The organism is Pseudomonas sp. GW822-FHT06D10, from assembly GCF_058799535.1.
Window position 1 is genome coordinate 128,133 of record NZ_JBXALN010000005.1, and the last position, 14,703, is coordinate 142,835.

Genomic DNA, 14,703 nt, shown 5'->3' on the forward strand with positions numbered 1-14,703 from the left:
CGATCTCGCGCCGGTCCTCTGATGCCTGGCGGATCGCCGCGAGTTTCCACGAGCCACTCTGTGTGGCCGAATCAGTCGCGCTGCGGCTCCAGCAAGTCGAACGACAGGACCTTGATCTGCCGGTCGGCGCTATAGACGAACCCAACCCGCGCACCGGGATGCAGGTGCTCCGGCAGGCGGTAGCTCTCCCAGGCGTTGAGCGTGTATTGCCCATCTGCTGATGGCCTGCGCTCCCCCGATCGCAGGGGCGTACCCAGCAGCTCGCGAATATCGGCGTGGGTCATGCTGCGCGAGAACGGGGCGGGCAGCTCGCCCCTGTAGAATGAGCGCCCCTGTTCAAGGGGCATGAGTTCGATCAATACCTTTTCCAGGGCCAGGCTGTCTTCCCAGAAGTCCAGCATCAGGCCGGGCTCGACGATCACGGTCAGCCAATCGAATTCGTCGTAGATCTTGTCCGTCGGGGTCTCGATGCGTTCTCCCCGGGCGATCAGTTCTTCATGGCTGAGCCCCAGGCTGCTTACCCAGCGGCCGATCGTTGCGGCGTCCATCGCTATTCCTGTGTCCTGAGTTGAGTGTGTGCCCGTTGTCGCGGGTGGCGTTGGCGGCCGATCTTAGCCGTTCGAGAAGGATAGTGGTGCTGTGGCGACATGAAGAACGCCGCCTGCCGTGCTGGCAGGCGGTGGGTTGGAGGGCCGGTGTCAGGCCGGTTGGGGCGCGGTATCGAGCTGGGCCCGGGCCTGATAGCTGGCGGGGCTGAAGATCCGGGTCAGGAGCAGCATCGCCAGGACACCCACGATCAGCACCCACCAGGCGCTGACAAAGCTGCCGGTGACTTGCCGCAGCCAGCCACTGAGCCATGGCGAGACGGCGTTGATCAGAAAGCCCACGCCCTGGACAAAAGCCGCCAGTTGCCCGGCTTCCCGAGGGGCGCGCCGGTGATCCAGGGTGAGGATCAGGCTCAGGGCAAAGCACGCTCCGAGGCCGAAGCCGATCAGCGCCACCCACAGGTGCGGGCTCTGCAAGGGCCACAGCACCAGCCCGAGAAAACCCGCGGCCTGGGCCGCGAGGCTGATGCCCAGCAGCGGGCGGCGGTCGCTGCTGCGCTGGGCCAGGGCCGGCATCAGCAGGGCGGCGCTGACTTGGAAAATGGTCATGAAGGCCAGCAGCGAACCGCTCTGGCTGGCGCTCCAGCCCATCTGCAGGTAGTAGGCCGGCAGCCAGGCCACCATGCTCATGTAGCCGCAGTTCACCAGGCCGAAATACAACGCCAGCAGCCAGGCGCGGCGGTTGTTCCAGAGCCCGGCCAGGGGAGCCGGGCTGCCGTTGCGGCGGCCGGCCCCCAGGGGCAGGCAGGCCCAGAGCAGCAGCGCCGCCATCGCCGGTAGCAGCCAGACGCCAAGCCCCGCCTGCCAGTTGGCGAAGTGGCTGGCCACCTGCGGGCTGAGCAGGGCGGCAATGCCGCCACCGCCCATCAGCGAGGCCGAGTAGACGCCCATGGCCAGGGCTACGCGCTGCTGGAACTGGCGCTTGATCAACGCCGGCACCAGGGCCTGGATCAAGGCCACCCCGGCGCCGCCGAGCAGGGCGGTGGCGAGCAAGGCCGCGGCCTGGCCGAAGAACAGCCGCACCAGGCAGGCCAGCAGCACCAGCAGCAAGCCCAGGGAAACGCCCCGGCGCTCGCCCAGGCGGGCTTCGATGCGTACACCGAGCAAGGCCACCAGGCCCATGCAGATCACCGGCAGGCTGGTGAGCCAGGCGCTGCTCTGGAAGCTCATGCCGGTGGCGCCGCGGATCTCGTTGAGCAGCGGGCTGACCGAGCTGAGGATGGGCCGCAGGTTCAGCCCCAGGCACACCAGCAGGGCCCAGCCGGCCCAGCGCCGGAAGGTGGATTCAGTTCGCTGCATGACGCTCCTGCCAATCCTGGTAGAGGGCGCTCATCGCTGCCTGGGGCAGGTGCAGCACCGGCAGGCGCTGGGCTTGCAGGGGTTTGCTCAGTTGTTGGTAGATGGCCGCGGTGGAAAGGCCGAACGGCTCAGCTTGCTCATTGCTGGCAGCGAATACCGCGCGGGACACGCCGCACAGGTACATGGCGGCCAGGCACATGGGGCAGGGCTGGCCGCTGGCGTAGATCACGCAATCATCCAGGCGCGGGCCCAATTGCCTGCTGGCGGCGCGGATGGCCAGCATCTCGGCGTGGGCGGTGGGGTCCTGGCTGAGGTGGATTTCATTCACCGCCTCGGCCAGTACCCGGCCGTTGCGCACCAGCAATGCGCCGAACGGGCGGCCGCCCTGTTCGACATTGCGCCGGGCCAGTGCCACGGCCTGTTGCAGGTAGTGTTGATCGTCGTGCATGCAAGGTTCCTTCAAAAGAGGGGCGGGCTCAGGCAGCGCCGGCATCGCGCAGCAGCTTGGCGATGGCGCCCTGGCCACGGCGCTCGGCCTGTTGCAACGGGCTGAGGCCGGCGCGGTCCGGCAGGTTCAGGTCGGCGCCGGCGGCAATCAGTTGGGCGACGATCTGTTGGTGCGCCGGGCCGCCGTCGGACAGCACTATGGCTTCCATCAGGCAGGTCCAGCCCAGGTGGTTGACGTGGTCCAGCTCGACGCCGGCCTCGATCAGCAGGCGCACGGTTTCCACGTGGCCGCGTTCGCAGGCCGGGATCAGCGCGGTGCCGCCGTAGCGGTTGGTGCTCTTGAGGTCGGCGCCGTGGGCCAGGGTCAGCTTGAGGATTTCGTTGTGACCGCTGGCGCCGGCCAGCAGGTAGGGGCTGTCCTGGATCAGGTTCTTGCGGTTGACGTCGGCCCCGGCCTCGATCAGCGCCCGGGCGATGTCGATGCGGTTGTCCCGGGTGGCCACCAGTAGCGGGCTGCTGCCGTCCAGGCCACGGCCATCGAGCGCCGCGCCTTGCTCAAGCAACTGTTGCACCTGTTGCAGTTGCCCCTTGCGTACCGCTTCCAGCAACGCGCCATCGCTGGCCATGACCACCCCCGCAGTGAACAGGCCGGCGGCGATCAGGCCGCGTTTGAGAAAACGCTTGAGTTGCATGAGAACCTCCCGTTCCGGCTGATGAAAGGGAAGTATGGTGACGGCCCTGGGTATTCTGAAATTAAATATAATCATGCCAACCAGTGGCAGTCAGGATGGTAGGTCAACATGTTGGATCCGGTGTTGTTACGCAGTTTTGTCGCGGTCGCCGACAGTCAGAACTTCACCCGCGCCGCCGAGCGCCTGCACCTCACCCAGTCCACTGTGAGCCAGCAGGTGCGGCGCCTGGAAGAGAGCCTGGGCTGCCAGTTGCTGGACCGTGACCAGCGCCGGGTGGTGGCCACGGTGGAGGGCGAGCGGCTGCTGGCCTACGCCCGGCGCATCCTGGCGCTGCATGAAGAGGCCAGCGATATGCTGGTCAACCAGCGCGGCGAAGAAGTCCTGCGCCTCGGGGTGCCGGAAGATTTCGCCGCCGAGCGCCTGATGCCCATGCTCTCGCGCTTTGGCCTGGATTACCCGGCAGTGCGCCTGGAGGTCAGCAGCGGCCTGGGCCCGGAGCTGTTGCGCCAGTACCGGCGGGGTGAGTTCGACCTGCTGCTGGTCAAGCAGATGGGCCACAGCGATGACTGCGTGGACTCCTGGCCCGAGCCGCTGTGCTGGGTCGATAGCGTTCGCCAGCCCGCCTTTGGCCGCGATCCGCTGCCTTTGGTGGCGTTCCCGGTGGGCGGCCTGTACCGCCAGGAAATGCTCCATCACCTGGAGGTCGGAGGCTGGCCGTGGCGCATCGCCTATTCCAGCGCCAGCCTGGCCAGCGTCTGTTCGGCGGTGGCGGCGGGCCTGGGCATCAGCCTGTTGCCGGTGCGGGTGCTGGGCAAGGGGCATCGCGTGCTCGACGCCGACAGCGGTTTGCCGGACATCCAGGGCGTGCGCCTGGCGTTGTACGCCGGCAGTGGCTTGAGCCGGGCCGGCAAGGAGCTACAGGAACAGTTGCGGGCAGTGGCAAGCGTCAAGCCGCAAGTGGCCAGGCGATGACTGTCTGCTGGTTGGCCAGGTTCGTCTGCACCAGGGCTGTGCAGGCCGATCATCCGGGGGGCAAGTTGCGGAACAGCTTCGTCTAGCCGTCGCGCGTTCGATAACAGGCGGCCGCCGGGATCTCGTCGCCTCATGCCGGCAGCACAGTGCCCCAGCGGCCCTGGAATGCCCCTTCACAAGATTGTTCAAGCAGCGCAAGGGCTGATCTTGAGGGGGCGCTGCTGCTTGGAGAGCTGTTCCATCCCCCGCCAAGCGTCTTGTTTCGATGCTTTGCGGGAATATTTTCGATGCCCGCAAGGCATGGTGTTTTTCCCTCTTGGCTGCAGCCCTTGAACCACGGGGCCTGGGGCTTTTTCGCGAAATCATGTATTCGATTTCGATCTATCTATAACTTGAAAGATTACTTTAAGAGATAAGCACGGGGCACTGATCATTGACCCCGCGGCACCGTTGCGTGGGGGCAGTTCAAACGCCGGTGCCGGGTTTTTCAAAAGATCGTAGGGAGTGAATCCATGGGCAATGTCCAGACCGCCGCCAGTGCACACGAGGTGCTGTGGCGCCAGGCACCGAGCGGCGAGTTGGTCGACCTCGGCCGGCCTCACCGCTTGCCGCTGGGCCAATTGCGTCTGCAACGCACGCCCAAGGGGATATTGCGTCGCCGTGAGGCCATCATCCTCGGCGCCGCGGCCCTGGTACTGCACGCGGCAGTGATCTACTGGCTGAGCCAGAAGCCGACCCCGGTGCTGCCGATCGTGCCGCCGGAAATCCCGCCCATGACCATCGAGTTCTCGCGTCCGGCGCCGCCGGTGGTCGAGCCCCCACCGCCACAGCCGGTACAGCCGGTGGTGGAGCCGCCACCTCCGGTGGAGGACGAGCTGGCCGTGAAGCCGCCACCGCCCAAGCCGGTGCCCAAACCCAAACCCAAGCCGGTGCCCAAGCCCGAGCCGAAACCTGCGCCCAAACCGGTGCAGCAGACTCCGGCGCCGCCACAGCCCGCGGCCCCGGTAGCCGCTCCGGCTCCGCCCGCGCCACCGGCCCCGGCGCCCGTGACCCCGGCTTCGGCGAATGCCGCGTACTTGAAGAACCCGGCGCCGGAATATCCGTCGCTGGCCCAGCGTCGCGGTTGGGAAGGCACGGTGCTGCTGCGGGTGCATGTACTGGCCAGCGGCAAGCCGGGCGAGATCCAGATCCAGAAGAGCAGTGGTCGCCAGCAACTCGATGACGCCGCCCTGGCCGCGGTCAAGCGCTGGAGTTTCGTCCCGGCCAAGCAGGGCGACGTGGCCCAGGACGGCTGGGTCAGCGTACCCATAGATTTCAAGATTCATTGAGCCACAAGGCCGATCAACCAACACGCGCTAAACGCTTACACAGAGGGAACACATCATGACGTTACTGGCATCTCCACTGGAATCCATCGAAAGCGCGGTGATCTGGCTGTTGGTGGTCTTCTCCGTCGCCACTTGGGGCCTGGCCCTGGTCAAGGGCGTGCAGTTCGCCCGCCTCAAGTCCCAGGATCGCAAGTTCCACAATCAGTTCTGGGCAGCGTCCAGCCTCGACTCCGCTGCCTCGTTGAGTGAAACCCAGCCCGGCGCGGCGGCCCGGGTGGCCCAGGCCGGCTATGCGGCGATCCAGGTTGGCGAAGCGCCCCACGCCGCGGACCTGAGCCAGGCAATCAACCACCAGGACCGTCTCGAACGTGCCCTGCGCCAGCAGATCGTGCGTGAGCGTCGTTCCCTGGAAACCGGCCTGGCGGTGGTTGCCAGTATCGGCAGCACCTCGCCCTTCATCGGCCTGTTCGGCACCGTGTGGGGGATCATGGAAGCCTTGAAAGGCATCAGCGCTGCTGGTTCGGCGAGCCTGGAAACCGTGGCCGGTCCCATTGGCGCAGCCCTGGTGGCGACGGGGGTGGGGATCGCCGTCGCAGTGCCGGCGGTGCTGGTCTACAACTACTTCCTGCGGCGCCTGAAGCTCACGGCCGCGGACCTGGACGACTTCGCCCACGACTTCTACAGCCTGGCGCAGAAGAACTCCTTCCGCGTGCTGATCCACCCGAGCGTGCACAAGGCCGCGGCCCAGGGCAGCCCGCAAAAAGTGAAGGAGGCGTCCTGACATGGCCTTTTCCACCCAAGACAGCGATGAAGTGCTGAGCGAGATCAACGTCACACCGCTGGTGGACGTGATGCTGGTGCTGCTGGTGGTGTTCATCGTCACCGCACCGCTGCTGACCAACGCCATTCCGATCAACCTGCCCAAGACCGAGGCCGTGGCCCCGGTGGAGCAGAAAGACCCGCTGGTGGTGAGCATCGACGGTGCCGGCAAACTCTTTATCAACAAGGACGAGATCCAGCCGGACCTGCTGGAAACCAACTTGCAAGCGGCCAAGGCCAAGGACCCGCAAGTGCGGGTCCAGCTGCAGGCCGACGATGGCGTCAACTACGGCGAAGTGGCCCGGGCCATGGCGTCCATCGAGCGTGCGGGCATCACCAAACTGTCGGTGATTACCGCGCGCTGAGACCGAGCAACAACGCCACGACTTTTCAGGCCGTCTCCTTGGCAGGGTGCGGCCTTTTTTTTGCCTGGCGAAAAAGCCCCCGCAAGGCCCCCACCGGAATCGCGCCAGCCGTAGGCGCTGGCTTGCCAGCGAAGGCGTCCTTGAGCGCGGTGCAAGGCTTGCGGGCCCCTTCGCCGGCAAGCCGGCTCCTACGGAGGCCGGGGGGGAAGTTTTATATTCGTTTAAGGTATTAATAAATAGCTTCTTATTCCTTAACGAATATAAATCCCCTCCCTATACTCGTCCGGGAACAGACACGCAGCAGGAGAGTTCCCCATGCGCAACGAATCCATTCGCTACTTGATTGTGCCGGGCTGGCAAGGATCGCCAGAAGATCATTGGCAAACCCACTGGCAGAACAGCCTGCCCAACAGCGCGCGGGTGGAGCAGGCCGACTGGCTGACGCCGCGCCGCGAAGATTGGGTGGCGGCCCTGGCCGAGGCCATTGCCGCCGACGACACTCCGGTGATCCTGATTGCCCACAGCCTGGGTTGCATTACCGTGGCTCATTGGGCCGCGCGCGCGCCCGTAGCGGCCCTGCGCCAGGTGTGCGGTGCGTTGCTGGTGGCCCCGGCGGACGTCGAGCGCCCGGCCTGTGCCCCGGCGCTGCGCAATTTCGCGCCGATCCCCCGGCACCTGCTGCCATTCCCCAGCCAAGTGGTCAGCTCGGATAACGACAGTGCCGTGAGCGCGCCGCGGGCCCTGGAGCTGGCCCGTGACTGGGGCGCCGAAGCCGGGATCCTGGCTGGCGCCGGCCATATCAACGTCAAGTCCGGCCACCATCGCTGGGAGCAGGGTTTCGCTTATCTGTACCGCTTGCAGAACCGCATGGAACAACACGCCCTGCGTCGTGCCTGATCGTCCTTTTTTCGTTTAAACGCCCCGTCCCCCGGCGGTCTGGGGCGGGAGCCTGCCATGAGTGCCCATACCCCATTCGGTCAGCCGTTGCTGACCTTCCCCGATGCCGAGAAAAGCCCCCTGAGCATCCGCGCCAAGGCGCTGGTGTTCGTCGACCCGCGCTCGCGGCAGTTGCGCGAAGAGCTGGAGCAACTGGCGCCGCGTTCGGTCTCGGTACTGATCCGTGGTGAAACCGGCACCGGCAAGGAGCTGCTGGCCCGGCACATCCACCGTGCCAGCGATCGCAGTGGCCTGTTCGTCTCGGTGAACTGCGGCGCCATCAGCCCGACCTACGCCGACGCCGAACTGTTCGGTTATGCCGCCGGCAGTTTCAGCGGTTCGGCCAGCAGCCGCGCCGGCTGGTTCGGCTCGGCCAACGGCGGGACTCTGTACCTGGATGAAATCGGCGACCTGCCGCTGCCGATCCAGACCAAGCTGCTGGCCGCCCTGGAGAACCACGAAGTGACCCGGGTCGGCGCCCAGCAACCGAGCCCGGTGGACGTGCGCCTGGTGGCGGCCACCAGCATCGACCTGGCCCAGGCGGTGGCGGCGGGCAAGTTTCACGAGCGCCTGTATCGCTACCTCAGCGAGGGCCAGCTGGAGCTGCCGGCGCTGCGGGAACGGGTGGGAGACATCGAGTCCCTGGCCGAATACTTCCTCGGCATCTACAGCCAGCGCCTGGACCTGCCGGTGCCGCTGATCAGCGAAGCCGCGCAGCAGGCCCTGAATCGCCACAGCTGGCCGGGCAACACCCGGGAGCTGGAGAACGTCATCCACTTTGCGCTGCTGGTCAGCAGCGGCGAGGAGATACTGCCCGAGCACCTCAACCTGCCGCCGACGCCCTCGCCGCTGGAGCAGATCCAGCAGTTGTTGCAGCAGATCGCCGAGATCGGATCCGCTGTCGAGCGCCAGGCGCTGCACCAGTTGCTGCAACGCACCGCCCTGACCTGAAACCCCGGCCACCGTAGGAGCTGGCTTGCCAGCGAAGGCCTCCGCTAGGGCGACGTAGGGCCGGAGGGCCTCTTCGCCGGCAAGCCGGCTCCTACCAAGACGACTTCAGATCCGACCCGTAGGAGCTGGCTTGCCAGCGAAGGCGTTCGTTAGGGTGATGCAAGGCCTCAGGGCCTCTTCGCCGGCAAGGCTGGCCTGGCAGGTGGGAAATCGCAGGCTAGAGCGCCGGGAGGCTGTATGAACAAAATGGAATATGAACGTGAATAAAAGATATTGTTCGGGAATAAAAAATCTCGGTATTGTCCGCCTCACGCCAGCAGTGGCACTTCACTGGCACCTCAATCAGTTCCCTATTTGAAGCCGTCGTCGACCTCGACACCTAAGGACCTTGCATGAAAAAAGTTCTGTTGTTCACCGCACTGGCGGCAGCCCTGAGCGCAGGTATCGCCCAGGCTGGCGAGAAGCTGGTGGTCGCCGCGACCCCGGTGCCCCACGCCGAGATCCTCGAGCTGATCAAGCCGACCCTGGCCAAGGAAGGCGTGGACCTGGAAATCAAGGTCTTCACCGACTACGTGCAGCCCAACGTGCAGGTCGACCAGAAGCGCCTGGACGCCAACTACTTCCAGACCCTGCCCTACCTGAAAAGCTTCAACGAAGGCAAAGGCACCCACCTGGAAACCGTGATCGGCGTGCACGTCGAACCTTTCGGCGGTTACTCGAAGAAGGTCAAGACCCTGGCCGAGCTGAAAGATGGCGCAACCATCGCCATCCCCAACGAAGGCAGCAACAGTGGCCGCGCCCTGATCCTGCTGCAGAAGGCCGGCCTGATCGAGCTCAAGGACCCGAAGAACGCCGTGGCCACGCCCAAGGACATCGCCAAGAACCCGCACAACTTCAAGTTCAAGGAACTTGAGTCGGCCATGCTGCCGCGGGTCCTGGACCAGGTTGACCTGGACATGATCAACACCAACTACGCCCTGGAAGCCGGCCTGAACCCGGCGAAGGATGCGCTGATCATCGAAGGTTCCGATTCGCCTTACGTGAACTACCTGGTGGCTCGCCCGGACAACAAGGACAGCCCGGCCATCCAGAAGTTGGCCAAGGCCCTGACCAGCCCGGAAGTCAAAGCCTTCATCGAGAAAAAATACAGCGGCGCAGTACTGCCGGCGTTCTGATGAACTAGGCTACTGACGCGACAAACCCCTTCAAGGTTTAAACGCCGACGGCTAGCGCAGCGTCGGCGTTTTTTATTGCGCCCGAAAAAACCGTAGGAGCCGGCACCTACACAGGGGCGTTTTTGGCAGTGGGCTGGGTGGCCCGGCGCAGGGCCGCCAGCCATTTCATCAGTTCATGGGGGTCCAGGGGTTGCGGGGTCTTTGCATCGGCCATGGTGGTCGTCCTTGAGAGGTGCAGCGTCCAGTGGGGGGATGGGCGCGAAAGCTCCGTTCGACCCGGTAGAAAAGGTAGTAGCCCTGCGCCAGCCCGGCAAATCCGCGGGTTAGGTTTTTGGGTGATATCAATATGCCTTAACGGTATTTAAATTCTGCTTTTTATAGCTATAAAGTCGCGGCAGCCGGGCGGTTACCCATCGCCCCATGGACTGCACCACCGCCGCTGTATCCCAGCGGCGTCCAGGACTTTCAATGACCCTCGACTACGCCTTTATCCTCAGCACCCTGCCGGCCTTTCTCAAAGCCGTTGGGGTAACCCTGCAGGTCGGCCTGATCGCCATCGGCACTTCCCTGCTGGTGGCCCTGATCAACGCCACGCTCCTGGTATTTCGCACCCCTTACCTGCACCGGCTGATCGGCCTGTACGTGGAACTGGCGCGCAATACACCGCTGCTGATCCAACTGTTCTTCGTCTACTTCGCCTTGCCGGCCCTGGGGATCAAGGTCTCCGGCTTCACCGCGGCGATCATCACCATGACTTTTCTTGGCGGCGCCTACCTCACCGAGGTGCTGCGGGCCGGCGTGGAAGCCGTGCCCCAGGCGCAGCTGGAGTCGGGGCGCTCCATCGGCCTGTCGCAGTGGCAGTTGCTGCGCTACGTGATCCTGCCCCAGGCCGGGATCCTCAGCCTGCCATCGCTGTTCGCCAATTTCATTTTCCTGCTCAAGGAAACCACCGTGGTCTCGGCGGTGGCGGTGCCGGAAATTCTCTACACCACCAAGAGCTACATCGCCCTGTACTACAAGACCTACGAAATGCTCGCGGTGCTGACGCTGATCTGCGTGCTGTTGTTCCTGCCCCTGTCGCTGTTGCTCAGCCGTCTGGAAAGGAGGTTGCAGCATGGCCAGTTCGGGTCTTGAGCTGTTGCTGGTGTCCCTGCCGCAACTGGCCAGGGGCGCTGCGCAGACCTTGTCGATTTCCTTGCTGAGCATTGCCTTCAGCACCCTGGGCGGCGTGCTCTATGGCGTGCTGCGCAGCCTGCAGCGCAAGGTGCTGGACGTGCCGCTGCGGATCTACCTGGAGCTGTTCCGGGCCATTCCGGTGCTGGTCTGGCTGTACCTGCTGTTCTTCGGTTTTCCGATCTTCTTCGGCATCAGCATTCCCAGCTTTACCTGCGCGGTGCTGGTGCTGTCGCTGTGGGGCGCCAGCGAGGTCGGCGAGGTGGTGCGCGGGGCGCTGCAGTCCCTGCCCCGGGGCCAGCGTGAGGCAGGGCTGTCCATCGGCCTTTCCGGTGCCCAGTTGTACGGCTACGTGTTGCTGCCCCAGGCGCTGAAACGCATGACGCCACCGACCATCAACGTCTACACGCGGATCATCAAGACCAGCTCCCTGGCAGTGCTGATCGGCGTGGTGGACGTGATCAAGGTCGGCCAGCAGATCATCGAGCGCACCTACGAGTCGGTACTGATATACGGCGTGCTGTTTCTGTTTTTCTTCTTTATCTGCTACCCGTTGTCAGCCGCCTCCCGCGTGCTGGAACGGCGCTGGACGCAAGCATGAGCGCATTGATCGAGTTCCAGGGTTTCAACAAGTTCTTCGGCCCGCAGCAGGTGCTAAAGGAAGTGGACCTCTGCGTGGCGGCGGGTGAGGTGATCGTCATCCTCGGCCCCAGCGGCTGCGGCAAGAGCACCCTGTTGCGCTGCCTCAACGGCCTGGAAACCGCCCACAGCGGCCACCTGCGTTTTGCCGGGCGCGAACTGCTGAGCCCCGCCACCGACTGGCGCCAGGTGCGCCAGCAGATCGGCATGGTGTTCCAGAGCTATCACCTGTTTCCCCACATGAACGTGCTGGACAACATCCTCCTGGGGCCGCTCAAGGTGCAGAAGCGCGAGCCCCGGGAAGCCCGGGCCCAGGCCGAGGCGCTGCTGGAACGAGTGGGCCTGCTGGACAAGCGCGAGGCCTTTCCCCGGCAGCTTTCCGGCGGCCAGCAGCAACGCATCGCCATCGTCCGTTCGTTGTGCATGAACCCCCAGGTGATGCTGTTCGACGAGGTCACCGCGGCGCTGGACCCGGAGATGGTCAAGGAAGTGCTGCAAGTGATCCAGGGCCTGGCCCGCGACGGCATGACCCTGTTGATCGTCACCCATGAAATGGCCTTCGCCCGGGCCGTGGCCGACCGTGTCGTGTTCATGGACGGCGGGCGCATCGTGGAACAGAACACCCCCGAGGCTTTCTTCACGAACCCGCAGAGCGCACGCGCGCAGCAGTTCCTGGAGAAGTTCTCCTTCGTTGAAGCACTGCCCAAGAAAGCCCCTAAAAAGGAACTGGAGCTCTTATGAAAACTGCCAAGTCTTCGCTGTTGTTACTGCCGCTGTTCGGTCTGGCCCTGCTGGCCGGCTGCGATAAATCCAATGATGCACCCAAGCCTGCGGCCACGGCCGCCAGCGCCGCGCCGGCGGCCGGCTACCTGGACAAGATCAAGGCCCGGGACAAGCTGATCGTCGGTGTATTCACCGACAAGCCGCCGTTCGGTTTCGTCGATGAAACCGGGCGCTACGTGGGCTTCGATACCGACATCGGCCGGCAATTCGCCAAGGACCTGTTGGGGGACGAGAACAAGGTTGAATTCGTCGCCGTGGAACCGGCCAGCCGCATTCCCTTCCTGCAGAGCGACAAGGTCGACCTGATCCTGGCCAACATGACCGTGACCCCGGAGCGCAAGGAAGCAGTGGAGTTCACCAACCCCAACCTCAAGGTGGCGGTCCAGGCCCTGGTGCCTGAAGGCAGTGAAGTGAAGAGCCTGGATGACCTGGCGAGCCGCACCACCATCGTCACCACCGGCACCACCGCGGACATCTGGCTGACCCAGAACCACCCGGACTGGAAGCTGCTCAAGTTCGAGAAGAACACTGAATCCCTGCAGGCCCTGGCCAACGGTCGTGGTGACGCCTATGCCCAGGACAACCTGATCCTGTTCAGCTGGTCCAAGCAGAACCCGGGCTACCGCGTATTGCCGCAGACCCTGGGCGAACAGGCGCCGATTGCACCAGCGGTGAAGAAAGGCAACATCGAACTGCGGGACTGGGTGAATGCCGAACTGGCCAAACTGGGCGAGGAGAAGTACCTGCTCAAGCTGTATGACCAGTACGTGCGCAAGGAACTGAGCGACGACACCAAGCCCGAAAGCGTGATTGTCGAAGGCGGCAAGTGGCAGGGCTGATCCTGCCCGACCTGTAGGAGCTGGCTTGCCAGCGAAGGCGTCCGCGAGGACGGTGCAGGGCTCGAGGGCCTCTTCGCCAGCAAGCTGGCTCCTACAGAGGGTGTATTTGTAGGAGCTGGCTTGCCAGCGAAGGCGTCCGTGAGGACGGTGCAGGGCTTGAGGGCCTCTTCGCCAGCAAGCTGGCTCCTACGGGGGGCATGGCAGTCGGGGCCGGCGGGGAGGGGTCAGTCAGGCCAGTTCCACGCCGGTTCGTCCAGCATGCGCTGGCCGACGATGCCGGTCTGGCCCAGTTGTTTCTCCAGCACGATGCAGTTGCATTCGGGGTCTTGCTGCAAGGCTGCGATCAGCCGCCGGGCGTGGGACACCACCCACACCTGGCACTGCTGCGAGGCGCGAATGATCAGGCGCGCCAGGGCCGGCAACAGGTCCGGGTGCAGGCTGGTCTCCGGTTCGTTGAGCACCATCAGGGTCGGTGGTCGTGGGGTCAGCAGGGCCGCTACCAGCAACAGGTAGCGCAAGGTGCCGTCGGACAGTTCCGCGGCCGACAACGGTCGCAACAGGCCTTCCTGATAGAACTGCACCCCGAACAGCCCCCCCGGAACGGCATCGATCTCCAGCCGCGACTCCGGGAAGGCATCGCTGATGGTTTCGTGCAATGCCTGCTGATCGCCCACTTCGATGATGGTCTGCAACGCGGCGGCCAGGTCCCGGCCATCGTGGTGCAGCACCGGGGTGCGGGTGCCCAGTTGTGGTCGGCGCGCGGGTGCCTGGCTGTCGGTGCGCAAGTGATCATAAAAACGCCAGCCACGGATCTGCTCGCGCAGATGCAGGACCTCGGGCGATGAACTCAGGTTGCCCACCCGGTCGAACAGGCTGTCGCCGCTGCTCGTGTGCTGCGCCAGCACCTCCCATTGGCGGCCCGCACGGGCTCGTATCATCGGGCCCTGGCGGTCCACCAGGGCACTGGCCGAGCGGTACAGGGGCCCGCCCCAGATGCTCTCGCGCTTGATCCACGGATCGAGAGTGAAGCGCGAGGGAATCGGCGAGCTGTGCCCGGGCAACATGAAATGGCCGCTGGAATCCGGCAGCCCCAGGCTGATCGCGTACCCGAAGTCCTCACCGGCAAAGCCCAGTTGCAGGCGTCTGGCGGCCTTGCGCGGCCCGCCCTGGATCGGCACCTCGCCCTGGCTCATGCGTCGGCTGATCTGTTCCGGCCCGGCCCAATACGTCGATTCCAGCCCGCCTTCCTTGGCCAGGGCGTTGACCACGCCGCCCTGGGCGGTCTCCGCCAGCAGGCGCAGGGCGCGGTACAGGTTGGACTTGCCGCTGCCGTTGGCGCCGGTGACCAGGTTCAGCCGACCCAGGGGGATCACCAGTTTGTTGATGGAGCGGTAGTTGGCCACCGCCAGGGTCTTGAGCATGCCGGGTCTCCTGTTGCGTGGTGCGCAGTGTGCCTGATTTGTGGAGCCGCAGCTTGCTTGCGGCGGCCCTCGAAACCGACGTTGTGCTTGCCAGGATAGAGCGCGTCGAGGGCCGTTGCGGCTGCTGCGCCCCGGGGCGCCGGCCGGCCAGCGGGAGCAAGCTCCGCGCCACCGAAACCCTCTCTGATGAGACTGGCGTGCAGCGGTTGAACCCTGTTCTAAGCTCACAGTCGTAACGTCACTGGCGAGACAGCATCAC

Annotated in this window: 16 protein-coding genes; 11 read left to right on the top strand and 5 right to left on the bottom strand. The window is 64.9% G+C overall.

Translation table 11 applies throughout. The annotated features are described in order from the left end of the window. Positions 1-71: 71 nt before the first annotated feature. The 4 genes from AC1RL5_RS17910 to AC1RL5_RS17925 form a co-directional block, all read right to left on the bottom strand. Positions 72-548: a DUF6392 family protein gene (locus AC1RL5_RS17910; protein WP_019095364.1), complete on the bottom strand. Its 477-nt coding sequence runs from the start codon at positions 546-548 to the stop codon at positions 72-74. Between the two features lie 150 nt (positions 549-698). Further along, positions 699-1,904, bottom strand: coding sequence for a CynX/NimT family MFS transporter (locus AC1RL5_RS17915; RefSeq protein WP_072452162.1), 1,206 nt, complete (start codon positions 1,902-1,904; stop codon positions 699-701). Then, positions 1,891-2,352: a nucleoside deaminase gene (locus tag AC1RL5_RS17920; RefSeq protein ID WP_072452161.1), complete on the bottom strand. Its 462-nt coding sequence runs from the start codon at positions 2,350-2,352 to the stop codon at positions 1,891-1,893. Before AC1RL5_RS17920 ends, AC1RL5_RS17915 begins: the two co-directional genes overlap by 14 nt. Before the next feature lie 28 nt (positions 2,353-2,380). Next, the gene (locus tag AC1RL5_RS17925) at positions 2,381-3,043 is read right to left on the bottom strand and encodes an ankyrin repeat domain-containing protein (RefSeq protein ID WP_011058603.1); all 663 of its coding nucleotides are present in this window, start codon (positions 3,041-3,043) and stop codon (positions 2,381-2,383) included. Between the two features lie 108 nt (positions 3,044-3,151). Here AC1RL5_RS17925 and AC1RL5_RS17930 point away from each other — a divergent pair, with 108 nt between their 5' ends. The 11 genes from AC1RL5_RS17930 (at position 3,152) to AC1RL5_RS17980 (ending at position 13,023) form a co-directional block, all read left to right on the top strand. Then, positions 3,152-4,015, top strand: coding sequence for a LysR substrate-binding domain-containing protein (locus AC1RL5_RS17930; RefSeq protein ID WP_011058604.1), 864 nt, complete (start codon positions 3,152-3,154; stop codon positions 4,013-4,015). 512 nt (positions 4,016-4,527) lie between these two features. Further along, positions 4,528-5,343, top strand: coding sequence for an energy transducer TonB (locus AC1RL5_RS17935; protein WP_011058605.1), 816 nt, complete (start codon positions 4,528-4,530; stop codon positions 5,341-5,343). Positions 5,344-5,398: 55 nt separating this feature from the next. Continuing rightward, positions 5,399-6,124 (top strand): MotA/TolQ/ExbB proton channel family protein, encoded by a 726-nt coding sequence (locus AC1RL5_RS17940; protein ID WP_011058606.1) that lies wholly within the window; start codon positions 5,399-5,401, stop codon positions 6,122-6,124. Position 6,125: 1 nt separating this feature from the next. After that, on the top strand, positions 6,126-6,527 hold the full coding sequence (locus tag AC1RL5_RS17945) for an ExbD/TolR family protein (RefSeq protein ID WP_011058607.1): 402 nt from the start codon (positions 6,126-6,128) through the stop codon (positions 6,525-6,527). Positions 6,528-6,842: 315 nt separating this feature from the next. Beyond that, the gene (locus AC1RL5_RS17950; protein ID WP_103407121.1) at positions 6,843-7,424 is read left to right on the top strand and encodes an alpha/beta hydrolase; all 582 of its coding nucleotides are present in this window, start codon (positions 6,843-6,845) and stop codon (positions 7,422-7,424) included. Positions 7,425-7,481: 57 nt separating this feature from the next. Then, positions 7,482-8,414: a sigma 54-interacting transcriptional regulator gene (locus AC1RL5_RS17955; RefSeq protein ID WP_011058609.1), complete on the top strand. Its 933-nt coding sequence runs from the start codon at positions 7,482-7,484 to the stop codon at positions 8,412-8,414. Positions 8,415-8,806: 392 nt separating this feature from the next. Then, positions 8,807-9,589 (top strand): MetQ/NlpA family ABC transporter substrate-binding protein, encoded by a 783-nt coding sequence (locus tag AC1RL5_RS17960; RefSeq protein ID WP_011058610.1) that lies wholly within the window; start codon positions 8,807-8,809, stop codon positions 9,587-9,589. 468 nt (positions 9,590-10,057) lie between these two features. Next, positions 10,058-10,723 (top strand): amino acid ABC transporter permease, encoded by a 666-nt coding sequence (locus tag AC1RL5_RS17965; RefSeq protein WP_011058611.1) that lies wholly within the window; start codon positions 10,058-10,060, stop codon positions 10,721-10,723. Continuing rightward, complete coding sequence (locus AC1RL5_RS17970; RefSeq protein WP_015633731.1) at positions 10,704-11,363, top strand: amino acid ABC transporter permease; 660 nt, start codon at positions 10,704-10,706, stop codon at positions 11,361-11,363. The genes AC1RL5_RS17965 and AC1RL5_RS17970 overlap by 20 nt, the downstream gene beginning before the upstream one ends. Then, entirely contained in the window at positions 11,360-12,142 is a 783-nt protein-coding gene (locus AC1RL5_RS17975; protein ID WP_011058613.1) for an amino acid ABC transporter ATP-binding protein, read from the top strand. Before AC1RL5_RS17970 ends, AC1RL5_RS17975 begins: the two co-directional genes overlap by 4 nt. Next, on the top strand, positions 12,139-13,023 hold the full coding sequence (locus AC1RL5_RS17980; protein WP_019095357.1) for a transporter substrate-binding domain-containing protein: 885 nt from the start codon (positions 12,139-12,141) through the stop codon (positions 13,021-13,023). Before AC1RL5_RS17975 ends, AC1RL5_RS17980 begins: the two co-directional genes overlap by 4 nt. Before the next feature lie 224 nt (positions 13,024-13,247). On the opposite strand, the gene AC1RL5_RS17985 is transcribed toward AC1RL5_RS17980, so the two are convergent. Next, positions 13,248-14,444, bottom strand: a complete 1,197-nt coding sequence (locus AC1RL5_RS17985) for an AAA family ATPase (RefSeq protein WP_093407285.1) — start codon at positions 14,442-14,444, stop codon at positions 13,248-13,250. Between the last annotated feature and the right edge of the window lie 259 nt (positions 14,445-14,703).